Genomic DNA, 14,062 nt, shown 5'->3' with positions numbered 1-14,062 from the left:
GACTGGCAGGGCGAAGAAACCGCCCAGTAGGGCCTCGTCAGTCTAGGACCCGCCGCCCCGTGGGGTGGAGGCAGTCCACGACCGCGTCCCAGATGCCGTCGGAGACGACCCGCTTGCTCGCGGGACCGATGTCAACCGTGTCGTCGCTGCCACGGGTGAGGACGTGCACCGTGGTGTCCTCGGCACCGAAGGTCAGGCCCTCGCCCACCTCGTTGACGACGAGCAGATCGCAGCCCTTGCGAGCGAGCTTGGCTCGACCGAGGTCGAGCACGGAGCCGGTCGCGTCGCCGGTCTCTGCGGCGAAGCCGACGAGCAGTGGTGCGGCGGCATCCCCGCGTGCCGTGACCAGACCGGCGAGGACGTCGGGGTTGCGTACGAGCGCGATGGAGGGGGCCGCATCCGGATCGGCTGGGTCGTGCGTCTTCTTGATCTTCGCCTCGGCGTAGTCGGCGGGACGGAAGTCCGCGACGGCGGCCACCATGACGACGACGTCGTGGCCGGCGGCGCGTGCGTCCATCTCGGCCTGCAGCTCCAGCGCGGTCTCCACCGGGACGAGGTCGATCCCGGGAGCGACCGGCAGATCGAGGTTGGCCGCGACGAGGGTCACTCGGGCACCGCGTGCAGCGGCGGCCTCGGCCACCGCCAGTCCCTGCTTGCCGGACGAGCGGTTGCCCAGGTACCGCACGGGATCGAGCGGCTCGCGGGTCCCGCCGGTGCTCACGAGCACCGAACGGTCAGTGAGGTCGTGCACGCTGCCTGAGCCTGCTGCGAGGCCGCGCGCGCTGACTCCCGGGAACTGCGGGCCGGCAGTGCAGTCAACCGCAGCCATCGCCGCAGCGTGGATGTCCTCCGGCTCGGGAAGGCGACCGGGTCCGGTGTCGGTACCCGTCAACCGTCCCGACGCCGGCTCGATGACGCTGACCCCGCGCTCACGCAGGGTCGCCACGTTGGCCAGGGTTGCGGCGTGCTCCCACATCTCGGTGTGCATGGCCGGAGCCAACACAACGGGACAGCGTGCGGTGAGCAGCACGTTGGTCAGGAGGTCGCCCGCCAGTCCGTGGGCGGCCTTGGCCAGCAGGTCCGCCGTCGTCGGTGCGACGACGACGAGATCGGCCTGCTGGCCGATGCGCACGTGGGGCACATCGGTGATGTTGCTCCAGACGTCGGTCTGGACCTGTCGACCGGAGAGTGCTTCCCAGGTCGGTGCCCCGACGAAGTGCAGCGCCGCCTCGGTGGGGACGACGGTCACCTCGTGCCCGCCCTCGGTGAACAGGCGCAGCAGCAGCGCCGCCTTGTAGGCCGCGATGCCGCCGCCCACGCCCAGGACGATGCGCACGAAGGTGGCCTCAGACCTCGTCGGTCGCCGGGATGTCCACGATGGACTCGACCGTGGCGTCGGCGGGCTTGCTGGCTTCCTTGGTCAGCAGGCCCTCGTCGATCTCGCGCAGGGCGATGGACAGCGGCTTCTCGTGGACCTGCGCGTCCACCAGCGGGCCGATGTACTCGAGCAGGCCCTCCTGCAGCTGCGAGTAGTAGGCATTGATCTGGCGGGCGCGCTTGGCCCCGTAGATCACGAGGGCGTACTTGCTGTCCGCCCGCTCGAGGAGGTCGTCGATCGGCGGCTTGGTGATGCCGATGGGATTGGCCTTGGTACCGGACACGTCGAGGTGGTCCTTTGTCGTCGGGGTCAGTGGGATCTCATCAATGATACGAGTTCCTCGGCGGCACGACGAATGTCGTCGTTGACGACGACGTGATCGAACTCGTGCTGGGCCGCCAGCTCGACCTTCGCGGTGTCCAACCGGACGGCCCTCTCCTGCGCCGTCTCGGTCCCACGGCCCTCGAGCCGGCCGACGAGCTCGTCCCACGACGGCGGGGCGAGGAAGACGAAACGAGCGTCCGGCATCGAGGCGCGTACCTGACGCGCTCCCTGCAGGTCGATCTCGAGCAGGGGGAGCTTGCCCTCGGCCAGCGCGCGGTCCACAGGACCCCGCGGCGTGCCGTAGGAGGCGCGGCCGTGGACGACGGCCCACTCGAGCATCTCACCCTCGCCGACCTTGTCAGCGAAGTCCTCACCGGACATGAAGTGGTAGTGCACCCCGTCGACCTCGCCGGGGCGCGGCGGTCGCGTGGTGGCCGAAACCGAGAGCCACACCTCGGGGTGGTGCTCACGGATCCAGGCGGCAACGGTTCCCTTGCCGACGGCGGTCGGGCCCGCGAGGACGGTCAGACGCGACGTCATGGGCGTTCGAACCTCTCGACGAGGGCCCGGATCTGGTGTGGACCGAGACCACGGACCCGGCGCGACCGGGCGATACGGTGCTCATCCATCAGCCGGCCGGCCCTGACCTCTCCCACGCCCGGCATCGACTGGAGGAGCTCGAGGACCTTCAGCTTCGCGATCGCCGGATCGTCGGCGCCCTCGGCGATGACCTGGCCGATGGTCACGCTCCCCTGCTTGAGCCGACGCTTGACGGCAGCACGCTCACGACGAGCAGCTGTGGCGCTGGTCAGGGCGTGCACACGCTGCTGCGCACTCAGCGAGGGGACGGGCACGAGCACTCCGGGGTCGAGCGAGACGGGTGCGTCCACCATACTCAGACCCCCGTGATGTCAGCGACCTCGCCGGCGACCGCTCGGGCACGCTCCCGCAGCGTGGTCACGTCGGGGCCGGCGCGCAGGACGTCGCGGCTGCTGCTGGCGAGGACCTGCGGGAGGGCTCCGGCGAAGACCGCACGCACGTCCTGGGCCGTCGCGCCCTGGGCGCCCAGCCCCGGAGCGAGGATCGGGCCGGCCATGGCCGGCAGGTCGACGCCCAGGTCGGACACTGCGGAGCCGACGGTGGCTCCGACGACGAGCCCGACGCTCCCGAGCCGGCCGTTGGCCCGCTCGTCGGCGTTGTCCTGAGCCGCACCGTCTGCGACGGCTCCCGCGACCGAGCGTCCGTCCGCCAGGCGGGCGTGCTGGACCTGCGCCCCTTCAGGGTTCGACGTCAGTGCGAGGACGAAGACTCCGCGCCCGGTGGCGTGGGCGAGGTCGATCGCCGGGCGCAGCGAGCCGTAGCCCAGGTAGGGGCTGAGCGTGATCGCGTCCGCGGCGGTCGGCGCGTCCTGGCCGAGGAAGGCCTCGCCGTAGGCGTCGACGGTGGTGCCGATGTCACCACGCTTGACGTCCAGGACGGTCAGCGTGCCGGCCGCACGCAGCTCGGCGAGGGCACGCTCGAGGACGGCCACTCCCTTCGCCCCGAAGACCTCGAAGAAGGCCGACTGGGGCTTGACGGCCGCAACCGATCCCCCGAAGGCCTCGACGCAGGTCATGGTGAACCGCTCCAGACCCGCGAGGTCGTAGGACAGTCCCCAGGACTCCAGGAGCCCGCGGTGCGGGTCGATCCCCGCGCAGAGCGGGCCGTGCTCGGCCATCGCGACCTGCAGACGCAGGCCGAAGGGGACGCGGTCGGTGGTCATGGCGTGCACCTCGAGTACCTCATGCGGTGAACCTCTCGTGGGCGATACCGACGACGTCGGCGAGCCGCCCGAAGCCCCGATCCGCGACGAGCTGCTCCAGCTCGACACCGACCCGGTGCGGGGCGCTCGGGTCGTTGAAGGCCGCGGTCCCGACCTGGATGGCGGTGGCACCGGCCGCGACGAGCTCCAGCGCGTCCGTGCCGTGGCGCACTCCCCCGACGCCGACGATGGGGACCGTCCTGATCCGGCCCTCGCGCATCGCACCGGCCACCTGCCAGATGGCCCGCACGGCCATCGGGCGGATCGCGGGGCCGGACAGACCGCCGGTCGCCGCAGCGAGGTGGGGACGGAGTCGATCCGTGTCGATGGCCACCCCCAGGGTGGTGTTGATCATCGTCAGACCGTGTGCCCCGGCTTTCAGGACGACCTCCGCAATGCCCACGATGTCCGTGACGTCCGGGCTGAGCTTCGCCAGCATCGGCAGGCCGCGCGGAACCTCCTCGCGCACGAGCGTGAGCACCTTGTGGGCACCCGCCGGGTCACACGCGAAGACCAGTCCTCGGTTGGCGACGTTGGGGCAGGAGATGTTGACCTCGATCGCCGCGACGGCGTCGGCGTACCGGCTGCGCACGATCGCCCGGGCGACGCGGGCGAACTCCGAGGCGGTGTTGCCGGCGATGGAGACGACGACCCGGGCGCCGATCGAGTGCAACCACGCGAGGTCCTTCTCGACGAAGGCGCTCACGCCCGGGCCCTGCAGGCCGATCGAGTTGAGCATGCCCGAGGGGGTCTCGGCCATGCGGGGGGTGCCCCGCCCGGACACCGGGTCGAGCTTGACGGACTTCGTGACGAAGGCACCCAGCGTGGTGATGTCGATGAAACGGTTCAACTCGCGGCCGTTGGCGGCGCACCCACTCGCGGTCATCATGGGACTGGGCAGGCGGACGCCGGCGATGTCCACGGACATGTCGACGGAGTGTGTGGGCGCACTCATCAGCGCACCGCCTTCGGCGCGCCGACGGTGTCCTCGGGGACACGGCAGTACCCATCATCGAAGGCCTCCCACCGCACGCGGTCGCCACGGAAGACGGGACCGTCCAGGCAGCTGCGGACCATGCTCGTCGTCCCCGACTCGTCGCGCACCGGCATCACGCAGGTCATGCAGATCCCGACGCCGCAGGCCATGGCCTCCTCGACGGCGACCTGCGCGACGATGCCGTGCTCGTCGGCGATGGCGCTCAAGGAGCTCAGCATCCCCATCGGTCCGCAGCCGTAGACCACTGCGGCGCCGGACCGCTCGATCAGCTCGGGGACGACGTCGGAGACCCAGCCCCGGGTCCCGACCGAGCCGTCGTCCGTGGTGACGGTGACCCCGTCACCGACCCGACGTGCCTCCACGACTCCGAAGAGACGATCCGCAGACGCCGCGCCGAGGACGATCTCGACCGCGCAGCCACGCTCGCGCAGTTGCTCCGCGAGCCAGAAGAGTGGAGCCGAGCCGTATCCGCCGCCGACGAGGATGCACGGCACGGGCTGCGAGGGGAGCGGGAAGCCCCGCCCGAGTGGGCCGATGACTCCGACGTTCTCCCCCGGCTCCAGTGCGGTCAGGATCCGGGTGCCCTCCCCGTGCGCGGCGACGACGATCTCCGTCGTACCGCCGTAGGTCCCCGCCGGGGAGACCTTGTGGATGGAGAAGCTGCGGCGCAGCAGCATCGAGCTCGTGCCGTCACCGACGGACAGGGCGACGAACTGCCCCGGGCGCGCCAGCTCGGCCAGGCCGGGCGTGACGAGCGTGAGGTGCCGATAGCCGCCGGCGGCGACGTTGCCGATCACCTCGGCCTCGACCTGCACCACCCCGGCGCCTTCGCGGGCGGCGATGGTGCGGGTCACTGGTGGGCTCCGTACAGGTCGAGGTCGTAGGCGTGCTCCTGCAGCGGCTTGACGTCCAACTCACCGTTGATCCGCGACTCGATGGCCTGGACCGCCGCGCCGAGCTGCTGGACGGTCGTGATGATCAGCTTGTCCATCGCCGTCGTCGCCGCACGGATGGCGTAGCCGTCCGCCCGGGCGTGCTGGCCGGAGGGGGTGTTGAAGACGATGTCGATCTCGCCGGCGAGGATCCGATCGACGACGCTCGCCTCCCCCTCGACGCGTTCGGAGTGCTTGGTCACGACCTCGCACTCGACGGCGTTGCGTCGCAGCACGTCCGCCGTCCCTTGGGTGGCGAGGATGTTGAAGCCGAGGTCCATGAGGACCTTGATCGGGAAGATCATCGCCCGCTTGTCGCGGTTGGCGACCGAGACGAAGACCGTCCCCGAGGTCGGCAGGCCGGTGGAGAGCGTGCCCAACTGGCTCTTCGCGAAGGCGGCGCCGAAGTCGGCGTCGATCCCCATCACCTCACCGGTCGAGCGCATCTCCGGGCCGAGGAGGGAGTCGACGACCTCGCCCTCGGCGGTGCGGAACCGCTTGAAGGGCAGCACGGCCTCCTTGACCGACATCGGTGCCCGCGCCGGCAGCGAGCCACCGTCGAGGTCCTTCGGGAGCATGCCCTCCGAGCGCAGGTCCGCGATGGTGGCGCCGAGCATGACCCGGGCTGCGGCCTTGGCCAGCGGCACGCCGGTCGCCTTCGCCACGAACGGGACCGTCCGGGAGGCCCTCGGGTTCGCCTCGAGGACGTATAGGACGTCCTGGGCAAGGGCGAACTGCACGTTCATCAGGCCGCGCACCCCGATGCCCTCGGCGAGCCTGCGGGTCGCCTCGCGTACCCGCTCCAGCTCGCCCGAGCCGAGCGTCGCGGGCGGGAGGGTGCAGCTGGAGTCACCGGAGTGGATCCCGGCCTCCTCGATGTGCTCCATGATCCCGCCGAGGTACATCTCGTTCCCGTCGTAGAGCGCGTCGACGTCGATCTCGATCGCGTCGTCGAGGAAGCGGTCGACGAGGATCGGGTGCTCCGGTGAGGCCACGGCCGCCCGGGTGACGTACTCGCTCAGGGTCGTGTCGTCATAGACGATCTCCATCCCTCGGCCACCAAGGACGTAGGACGGACGCACCAGGACCGGATACCCGATCTCGCGCGCGATCTCGACGGCCTCGTCCGCGCTGAAGGCGGTGCCGTGCTTCGGCGCGTTGAGCTGCGCCTCGTGCAGCACCCGCCCGAAGTGACCGCGGTCCTCGGCGAGGTCGATGGCCTCCGGGGAGGTCCCGACGATCGGCACCCCGGCGGCCTTGAGGTCCTTCGCCAGGCCGAGCGGCGTCTGACCGCCCAGCTGGACGATGACGCCGGCGATGGGTCCGGCCCGGCCCTCGACGTGGATGACCTCGAGGACGTCCTCGAGCGTCAGCGGTTCGAAGTACAGGCGGCTGCTCGTGTCGTAGTCCGTCGAGACGGTCTCCGGGTTGCAGTTGACCATGACCGTGTCGTACCCGGCGTCGCGCAGCGCGAAGCTGGCGTGGACGCAGGAGTAGTCGAACTCGACGCCCTGACCGATGCGGTTGGGCCCCGAGCCGAGGATGATCACGGCCGGACGCTCACGCGGCTCGACCTCACTCTCCTCGTCGTAGGAGCTGTAGTGGTACGGCGTGCGAGCGGCGAACTCGGCGGCACAGGTGTCCACGGTCTTGTAGACGGGACGGATCCCCAGAGCGTGCCGGACCCCGCGCACGACCGACTCGTCCATGCGACGCAGCCGGGCGACCTGGGCGTCGGAGAAGCCGTGTCGCTTGGCCAGGCCCAGCAGCTGCGGGTCCAGCTCGTCCGCGTCGTGGACCTGCTGGGCGAGGTCGTTGACCATCGCCATCTGGTCGAGGAACCACGGGTCGATCTTCGTCGCCTCGTGTACCTCCTCGACGTCGATGCGGGCACGCATGGCCTGCTGGACCTGCACGATCCGCCCGTCGGTCGGGACCCTGGACTGCTCGAGCAGCGCCCGGGCCTGCTGAATCGTCGGCTCCTCGCCGTCCCAGTGGAAGGCCGAGCCCGAGCGTTCGATGGACCGCAACGCCTTCTGCAGCGCCTCGGTGAAGTTTCGCCCGATGGACATCGCCTCGCCGACGGACTTCATCGTCGTCGTCAGCGTCGGGTCCGCTGCCGGGAACTTCTCGAAGGCGAAGCGAGGGACCTTGACCACGACGTAGTCGAGAGTCGGTTCGAAGCTCGCGGGAGTCTCCTGGGTGATGTCGTTGGGGACCTCGTCGAGGGTGTAGCCGATGGCCATCTTCGCGGCGATCTTGGCGATCGGGAAGCCGGTGGCCTTCGAGGCCAGGGCCGAGGAGCGCGAGACGCGCGGGTTCATCTCGATCACGATCATCCGCCCGTCGGCCGGGTTGATCGCGAACTGGATGTTGCACCCGCCGGTCTCCACGCCGACCTCGCGGATGACCGCGATGCCCACGTCGCGCATCGTCTGGTACTCACGATCGGTCAGTGTGAGCGCCGGGGCGACGGTGATCGAGTCGCCGGTGTGCACACCCATCGGGTCGAGGTTCTCGATGGAGCAGACGACGACGACGTTGTCGACGTTGTCCCGCATGACCTCCAGCTCGAACTCCTTCCACCCCAGGATCGACTCCTCGAGGAGCACCTCGGTGGTGGGGCTGGCTCTCAGGCCGGCTCCCGCCATCCGACGCAGGTCGTGCTCGTCGTAGGCGAAGCCCGAGCCCAGGCCACCCATGGTGAATGAGGGGCGCACCACGACCGGATACCCGAGCTCCTCGGCTGCGGCGAGAGTCCGCTCCAGCGCGTGGCTGACCCGCTGGCCCGGCGTCGACCCGGCAGGTGCGTCGTCGGCGTTGCAGATGATCGACCTCGCCGACTCGGCACCGCAGCGCTCGACGACGCCCTTGAAGCGTTGCCGGTCCTCGCCGAGCTGGATGGCCTCGACGCTGGCGCCGATGAGCGGACAGTTGTACTTCTCGAGCACGCCCGCGTCGTGCAGGGCGATGGCTGCGTTGAGCGCGGTCTGCCCCCCGAGGGTGGCCAGCACGGCATCCGGACGCTCGCGCTCGATGATCTTCTCGACCACCTCGGGGGTGATCGGCTCGATGTAGGTGGCGTCCGCGAACTCGGGGTCGGTCATGATCGTCGCAGGGTTGGAGTTGACCAGGACGACCCTGATCCCCTCCTCGCGCAGGACGCGGCACGCCTGGGTTCCGGAGTAGTCGAACTCGCAGGCCTGCCCGATGACGATCGGGCCGGAGCCGAGGACGAGGACGCTGGTGATGTCGTCGCGCTTGGGCATCAGGCCTGGTTCTCCTTGGTGGTCGTGGTGCTGGTGGTCTCCAGCAGGTCGACGTAGCGGTCGAAGAGGTAGCCGGCATCACGCGGGCCGGCCGACCCCTCGGGGTGGTACTGGACGGAGAAGGCCAGCAGCCGGCCCGCAGCACTGCGTAGTTCCAGGCCCTCGACGACGTCGTCGTTGAGGCAGACGTGGCTGACCGTGACGGTGCCGAAGGGGGTCGACGTCGCCCCGTCGAGGGGAGCCTTGACGGCGAAACCGTGGTTGTGGGCGGTGATCTCGACCTTGCGGGTCGAGCGGTCCATCACCGGTTGGTTGATGCCGCGGTGCCCGTACCTCAGCTTGTAGGTATCGAAGCCCAGCGCGCGGCCGAAGAGCTGGTTGCCGAAGCAGATCCCGAAGTAGGGCAGTCCCTCCTGCAGCGCCTGTGTGAGCAGCTCGATCTGCTGTCCGGCGGTGGCCGGGTCACCCGGGCCGTTCGAGAAGAAGAGCCCGTCCGGAGCGACGGCGCGCACGTCGTCCATCGTCGACGTCGCCGGCAGGACGTGGACTTCGATGCCGCGCTCGGCGAGGCTGGCCGGGGTCGAGGTCTTGATCCCCAGGTCGATGGCCGCCACGGTGAAGCGCTTCTCCCCCTTCGCCTCGACGACGTAGGGCGCTCTCGTGCTCACCCGATCGGCCAGAGCTGCACCGACCATCTCGGGTGCGCTGCGGACCCGTTCCAGCAGCGTCGCCTCGTCGGCGAGGGCCGCGCCGGAGAAGATCCCGACGCGCATCGCACCGCGTTCGCGCAGGTGCCGGGTCAGCGCGCGGGTGTCGATGCCGCCGATACCCACGACACCGTGCTCGGTCAGGGCCTGCTCGAGGGTGCGGCGCGAGCGCCAGCTGCTCGGCCGGATCGCGGGGTCACGCACGACGTAGCCGTTGACCTGGACCCGGTCGGACTCGTCGTCCTCGTCGTTCCACCCGGTGTTGCCGATGTGCGGAGAGGTCATGACGACCACCTGGCCGCAGTAGCTGGGATCGGTGAGGGTTTCCTGGTAACCGGTCATGCCGGTGGTGAATACGGCCTCGCCGACCGTCTCGCCGACGGCGCCGTAAACGCTGCCGGAGAAGGTGCGGCCGTCCTCGAGGACGAGGAGTGCGGGCTGGGTGGCTGAGTTCGTGATCATGGGCGAACCTCTCCGTCGGCTGCCGTGATGCGGCCGTTCAGGATCGTGGTGCGGACGCGACCGGTGAGGGTCCGTCCGGCGAAGGGGGTGTTGCGGGACAGCGACAGCGACGCGCCGGGGTCGACCGTGACCTCGGCACCGGGGTCGACGAGGACGAGGTTGGCGGGTGAGCCCGGGCGGATCGTCTGCCCGTGATCGGCCAGCCCCGCGATGCGGGCGGGGCCGGTGGACATCCGCTCGATGAGCATCGCCCAGTCCATGCGGCCGGAGGCGACCATCACGTCGTGCACGACGCTGAAGGCCGTCTCCAGACCGAGCATCCCGAAGGCCGCGTCGGGGAAGGCGTGCTCCTTGTCGTGCCGGGCATGCGGCGCGTGGTCGGTGGCGACCGCGTCGATCGTCCCGTCGACGAGCGCCTCGCGCAGGGCGTCGACGTCCTCCTGGGGACGCAGCGGCGGGTTGACCTTGTACACCGGGTCGTAGCTGCGCAGCAGGTCGGTCGTCAGGAGGAGGTGGTGCGGCGTCACCTCGGCGGTGATTCGGGCCCCACGCCGCTTGGCCCACCGCACGGCCTCCACTCCCTCGGCCGTCGTCACGTGCGCGACGTGGACCCGCGAGCCGGTGTGCAGCGCAAGCTCCGCATCCCGCGCGATGATGCTGGACTCGGCCACCGCGGGCCACCCGGTCAGACCGAGCCTGCCGCTGATCTCGCCCTCGTGGCAGCAGGCGCTCGGTCCGGCGAGTGCCGGGTCCTGGGCGTGCTGGGAGACCACTGCGTCGAAGGCCCGCACGTACTCCAGGGCACGACGCATCACGCGGGAGTCGTGGACGCACCTGCCGTCGTCGGAGAAGACGCGCACCCGGGCCCGGGAGCGGTGCATCATCCCCAGCTCGGCCAGCTCGACCCCCTGGAGGCCCTTGGTCACGGCGCCGATCGGTCGTACGTCGGCCAGACCGGCAGCCACACCGAGATCGAGGACGTGCTCGGCCGCCTCACCGGTGTCGGTCACGGGTGTGGTGTTGGCCATCGCGAGGATGGCGGTGAAGCCTCCGGCTGCCGCGGCAGCGGACCCGGACCGCACGGTCTCGGCGTCCTCACGGCCCGGCTCGCGCAGGTGGGTGTGCAGGTCGACGAAACCGGGCAGCAGCACCAGGCCGTCGGCGTCGACGCGCTCGACGTCGGTCCCGCTGCCGGCGGTGTCCGCCGTGGCTTCTGGGCCCACGGCGACGACGAGGCCGCCGCGGACGAGGACATCGGCGCGCTCGCCGCCGAGAACGGCCGCTCCGGTGACGAGGAGGTCGTTGTGGCCCCTCATGCCGTGTCCGTTCATGCGTGGCTCCCCTTCGTGGCTCGTCCCTCGCGCCTCAGGTCGGCGCCTTCGACGGTGCCGTCCGAGGCGAGGAGGTGGTACAGGACACTCATCCGCACGGCGACACCGGCGCTGACCTGGTCGAGCACGAGACTGCTGGCCGCGTCGGCGGCGTCGGCGGCGATCTCCAGGCCGCGGTTCATCGGGCCGGGGTGGCAGATGACCGCATCCGGGTTGTGCGCCGTCAGTGCCGCGAGCCGATCACGGGTGAGTCCGTAGCCGACCGTGTACTCGCGGGGCGTGGGGAAGAACCCGCCGGCCATGCGCTCGCGCTGCACCCGCAGCATCATCAGCGCGTCGACGCCCGAGTCGATGACCTCATCGAGGTCGTCGGCGAGGGCGAAGCCGTCGGCTGCGGCCCAGGCGGTGACCCCGCTGGGCATGAGCGTGGGCGGTGCGACCACGGTGACGTGCGCACCGAGCCGTGGCAGGGCGAGCACGTTGGAACGAAAGACCCGTGAGTGGGTGATGTCACCGACGATCGCGATCCGCTTCCCCTCGAGCGAGCCGAGCCGCCGCTCGAGGGTGTAGGCGTCCAGGAGGGCCTGGGTGGGGTGCTCGTGGGTACCGTCACCGGCGTTGAGGACCGAGGTCGCGACCCCGGACTCGTCGAACCAGTCTGCGACCTGGTGGGCGGCCCCGGATGCCTGGTGGCGCATGACGATCGCGTCCACGCCCATCGCGGCGATGGTACGCACGGTGTCACGCAGGGACTCACCCTTGGAGGCCGACGACCCCTTCCCGGTGATGTTGATCGTGTCCGCGCTCATCCACTTGCCGGCGATCTCGAAGGAGGACCGGGTGCGGGTGGAGTCCTCGAAGAAGAGGTTGATCACGGTGCGTCCGCGCAGGGTCGGGATCTTCTTGACCGCACGGTGCTGCACGTCGTGCATCTCGGTTGCGGTCGAGAGCACGGAGCGGAGGGCATCGTCGTCCAGGTCGGCGACGGACAGCAGGTGTCGGGTCATCCCTCCCTCCTGGAGATCGTCACGGAGTCGTCGACGTCGTCATGGCCGGTCAGGCGGACCGTCACCCGCTCGGAGTGGGAGGTGGGGAGGTTCTTGCCGACGTGGTCGGCACGGATCGGAAGCTCTCGGTGACCTCGGTCGACGAGCACGGCCAGTCGCACGGCTCGTGGCCGGCCGTAGTCGGCCAGCGCATCGAGGGCGGCCCGCACGGTGCGTCCGGAGTAGAGCACGTCGTCGACGAGGACCACCACGCGGTCGTCGACACCGGAGGAGGGGAAGTGGGTCTGGTGCGGGGTCTTCGTCGGACGACCTCGCAGGTCGTCCCGGTACATCGTCACGTCGAGCGAGCCGACGGGCACCTCACTGCCCTCGATCTCGGCGATGAGGGCGCCCAGGCGGCGGGCGAGCTCTACACCGCGGCTGGGGATGCCCAGGAGGACGACGTTGCCGGCCCCCTTGTTGCGCTCGACGACCTCGTGGGCGATGCGGCGCAGCGCTCGGGAGATGTCACCGGCGCTGAGGACCTCGCGGTTGGGCGGGGACTGGTCGGGGGCCTGCGGGGGCGGCGAGTCCGGACACATGGGTGTCGTAGACCTCCTTCTCTGCCTCACGGGACAGTGGTTAAAGGATGTCGATCGGTGTGCCGATCGGGTCGACCCTACCGCTCCTGCCCGGGCGCCCGCACAACGGTCCGTGGTTCGGCGCCCGGCCGGGGTCGCCTGTCCGGCCGGTCGTCACGCACCGTCGTGATCGCCGGCCGCAGCGCCATGATGGCGTCCACGGATCCGAGCCCGGCGAGCTCCTCGACGATGACCCGGGTCGGCGTGAGCATCGTCACCCGCCCGGTCCCCAACCCCGCCAGCAGCCCGGTCACCGACTCCCACCCGGAATGGGTGGCCTCGGTCGTGGAGTGCTCTGGTTGGCTCGCCGCATCCCGGGGAACGTGCAGCACGTAGAAGGCGACGTCGAAGCGCTTGGGGACGATCTCGGGCGTGACCCAGCGGTCCCACGGCACCAGGGCGGTCGGCTCGGCCACCATCCCGGTCTCCTCCTGCAGCTCGCGCAACCCCGTCGCGAGCAGTGTCCGCGCCTCCCGGGCACCGGCGCCGGCACTGGTCTCGGCCCAGCGCCGCACGTGGTCCTCGACCACGTCGGCGGGAAGGGGGATGCGTGCCCCCGCAACAGTGTCCGCCGCGTCGCACCGCCCCCCGGGAAAGACCACTGCGCCGGCTGCGAAATCCATGGTGGCCTGCCGATGTTGCACGAAGACCTCCAGCCCCATCGCCGCGTCCCGAACGGGGATGACGCTGACCGCGGGGCGGGGTTCCACGACGGTTCTCGCCAAGGGAACACGCATGATGATCCGACGGCCTCCGGCATCGAGGCCGGCTGCGCGTTCCCGCGCCCGTGTCGCCCGGACCGGCTCGGGCGCAGTGACCTCCTCGATCTCACGGAACCCCAGTTGGCGGTAGAAGGGCCCGTCCCACACGATCTCGGCGTAGGTGCACACAGTCAGCTCGTCGTGACCGCGACGAGCCGCCTCTACCAGTGCGGCGGTGACGAGTTCACGCCCGATACCCCTGCGCATGCTGTCCGGGTGCACCGACAGCTGGTCGAGGTGCGCGTGGCCATCGAGGTCGAGGACGTGTGTGAACCCAACCGGTGGGTCGCCGGCGACGAGGACGAACCCCGGCCGCTCCAGTCGCTGTTCCCCCGATGGCGCCGCGGCCCGGTGCGAGGTGTCCATGACCTCGGCGATCATCTCTCCAGCGGCATCCTCGAGGGCGGCGAGGGCGGCGAGCGCCGGGTCGCCCGGTGCGACTGGCTTCACCAGCGTGTGTGGGGATGGCATGT

General features: G+C 70.4%; 13 protein-coding genes. All 13 read right to left on the bottom strand.

Annotation, left to right across the window (positions count from 1 at the left end; all coding sequences use genetic code 11):
- Positions 1-37: 37 nt before the first annotated feature.
- The 13 genes from BJY20_RS14870 to BJY20_RS16220 all read right to left on the bottom strand — a co-directional run bounded on the left by BJY20_RS14870 (position 38) and on the right by BJY20_RS16220 (position 14,060).
- Entirely contained in the window at positions 38-1,336 is a 1,299-nt protein-coding gene (locus tag BJY20_RS14870) for a phosphopantothenoylcysteine decarboxylase domain-containing protein (RefSeq protein ID WP_185992243.1), read from the bottom strand.
- 10 nt (positions 1,337-1,346) lie between these two features.
- Complete coding sequence (rpoZ, locus tag BJY20_RS14865; protein ID WP_185992242.1) at positions 1,347-1,661, bottom strand: DNA-directed RNA polymerase subunit omega; 315 nt, start codon at positions 1,659-1,661, stop codon at positions 1,347-1,349.
- Between the two features lie 26 nt (positions 1,662-1,687).
- Positions 1,688-2,242 carry a guanylate kinase gene (gene gmk, locus BJY20_RS14860; protein WP_185992241.1) on the bottom strand — a complete coding sequence of 185 codons (555 nt, stop codon included), beginning with the start codon at positions 2,240-2,242 and terminating at the stop codon, positions 1,688-1,690.
- Positions 2,239-2,595: an integration host factor, actinobacterial type gene (mihF, locus tag BJY20_RS14855; protein WP_221935341.1), complete on the bottom strand. Its 357-nt coding sequence runs from the start codon at positions 2,593-2,595 to the stop codon at positions 2,239-2,241. Before mihF ends, gmk begins: the two co-directional genes overlap by 4 nt.
- 2 nt (positions 2,596-2,597) lie before the next feature.
- Complete coding sequence (gene pyrF / locus BJY20_RS14850; RefSeq protein WP_185992240.1) at positions 2,598-3,464, bottom strand: orotidine-5'-phosphate decarboxylase; 867 nt, start codon at positions 3,462-3,464, stop codon at positions 2,598-2,600.
- Between the two features lie 19 nt (positions 3,465-3,483).
- Positions 3,484-4,458: a dihydroorotate dehydrogenase gene (locus BJY20_RS14845; RefSeq protein WP_185992239.1), complete on the bottom strand. Its 975-nt coding sequence runs from the start codon at positions 4,456-4,458 to the stop codon at positions 3,484-3,486.
- On the bottom strand, positions 4,458-5,354 hold the full coding sequence (locus tag BJY20_RS14840) for a dihydroorotate dehydrogenase electron transfer subunit (protein ID WP_343062929.1): 897 nt from the start codon (positions 5,352-5,354) through the stop codon (positions 4,458-4,460). Before BJY20_RS14840 ends, BJY20_RS14845 begins: the two co-directional genes overlap by 1 nt.
- Positions 5,351-8,701, bottom strand: coding sequence for a carbamoyl-phosphate synthase large subunit (gene carB / locus BJY20_RS14835; protein ID WP_185992238.1), 3,351 nt, complete (start codon positions 8,699-8,701; stop codon positions 5,351-5,353). Before carB ends, BJY20_RS14840 begins: the two co-directional genes overlap by 4 nt.
- A complete protein-coding gene (gene carA, locus BJY20_RS14830) occupies positions 8,701-9,870 on the bottom strand; it encodes a glutamine-hydrolyzing carbamoyl-phosphate synthase small subunit (protein ID WP_185992237.1) in 1,170 nt (389 codons plus the stop codon). Before carA ends, carB begins: the two co-directional genes overlap by 1 nt.
- Entirely contained in the window at positions 9,867-11,186 is a 1,320-nt protein-coding gene (locus BJY20_RS14825; protein ID WP_185992236.1) for a dihydroorotase, read from the bottom strand. The genes carA and BJY20_RS14825 overlap by 4 nt, the downstream gene beginning before the upstream one ends.
- 11 nt (positions 11,187-11,197) lie before the next feature.
- The gene (locus BJY20_RS14820; protein ID WP_185992235.1) at positions 11,198-12,208 is read right to left on the bottom strand and encodes an aspartate carbamoyltransferase catalytic subunit; all 1,011 of its coding nucleotides are present in this window, start codon (positions 12,206-12,208) and stop codon (positions 11,198-11,200) included.
- On the bottom strand, positions 12,205-12,789 hold the full coding sequence (gene pyrR / locus BJY20_RS14815) for a bifunctional pyr operon transcriptional regulator/uracil phosphoribosyltransferase PyrR (RefSeq protein WP_185992234.1): 585 nt from the start codon (positions 12,787-12,789) through the stop codon (positions 12,205-12,207). Before pyrR ends, BJY20_RS14820 begins: the two co-directional genes overlap by 4 nt.
- A 77-nt stretch (positions 12,790-12,866) precedes the next feature.
- On the bottom strand, positions 12,867-14,060 hold the full coding sequence (locus BJY20_RS16220) for a GNAT family N-acetyltransferase (RefSeq protein ID WP_246297166.1): 1,194 nt from the start codon (positions 14,058-14,060) through the stop codon (positions 12,867-12,869).
- Positions 14,061-14,062 lie beyond the last annotated feature (2 nt).

It is taken from the genome of Janibacter cremeus (genome assembly GCF_013409205.1).
Classification (GTDB): Bacteria; Actinomycetota; Actinomycetes; order Actinomycetales; family Dermatophilaceae; genus Janibacter; species Janibacter cremeus.
This window is presented reverse-complemented; position numbering and strand designations above follow the sequence as displayed.

What these genes read in the sequence shown, in the direction of transcription:
- gmk (WP_185992241.1), bottom strand. Translation starts at nt 2,242, where the DNA reads ATGACGTCGCGTCTGACCGTCCTCGCGGGCCCGACCGCCGTCGGCAAG.
- mihF (WP_221935341.1), bottom strand. Translation starts at nt 2,595, where the DNA reads ATGGTGGACGCACCCGTCTCGCTCGACCCCGGAGTGCTCGTGCCCGTC.
- pyrF (WP_185992240.1), bottom strand. Translation starts at nt 3,464, where the DNA reads ATGACCACCGACCGCGTCCCCTTCGGCCTGCGTCTGCAGGTCGCGATG.
- BJY20_RS14845 (WP_185992239.1), bottom strand. Translation starts at nt 4,458, where the DNA reads ATGAGTGCGCCCACACACTCCGTCGACATGTCCGTGGACATCGCCGGC.
- carB (WP_185992238.1), bottom strand. Translation starts at nt 8,701, where the DNA reads ATGCCCAAGCGCGACGACATCACCAGCGTCCTCGTCCTCGGCTCCGGC.
- carA (WP_185992237.1), bottom strand. Translation starts at nt 9,870, where the DNA reads ATGATCACGAACTCAGCCACCCAGCCCGCACTCCTCGTCCTCGAGGAC.
- BJY20_RS14825 (WP_185992236.1), bottom strand. Translation starts at nt 11,186, where the DNA reads ATGAGGGGCCACAACGACCTCCTCGTCACCGGAGCGGCCGTTCTCGGC.
- BJY20_RS14820 (WP_185992235.1), bottom strand. Translation starts at nt 12,208, where the DNA reads ATGACCCGACACCTGCTGTCCGTCGCCGACCTGGACGACGATGCCCTC.
- pyrR (WP_185992234.1), bottom strand. Translation starts at nt 12,789, where the DNA reads ATGTGTCCGGACTCGCCGCCCCCGCAGGCCCCCGACCAGTCCCCGCCC.
- BJY20_RS16220 (WP_246297166.1), bottom strand. Translation starts at nt 14,060, where the DNA reads ATGCCATCCCCACACACGCTGGTGAAGCCAGTCGCACCGGGCGACCCG.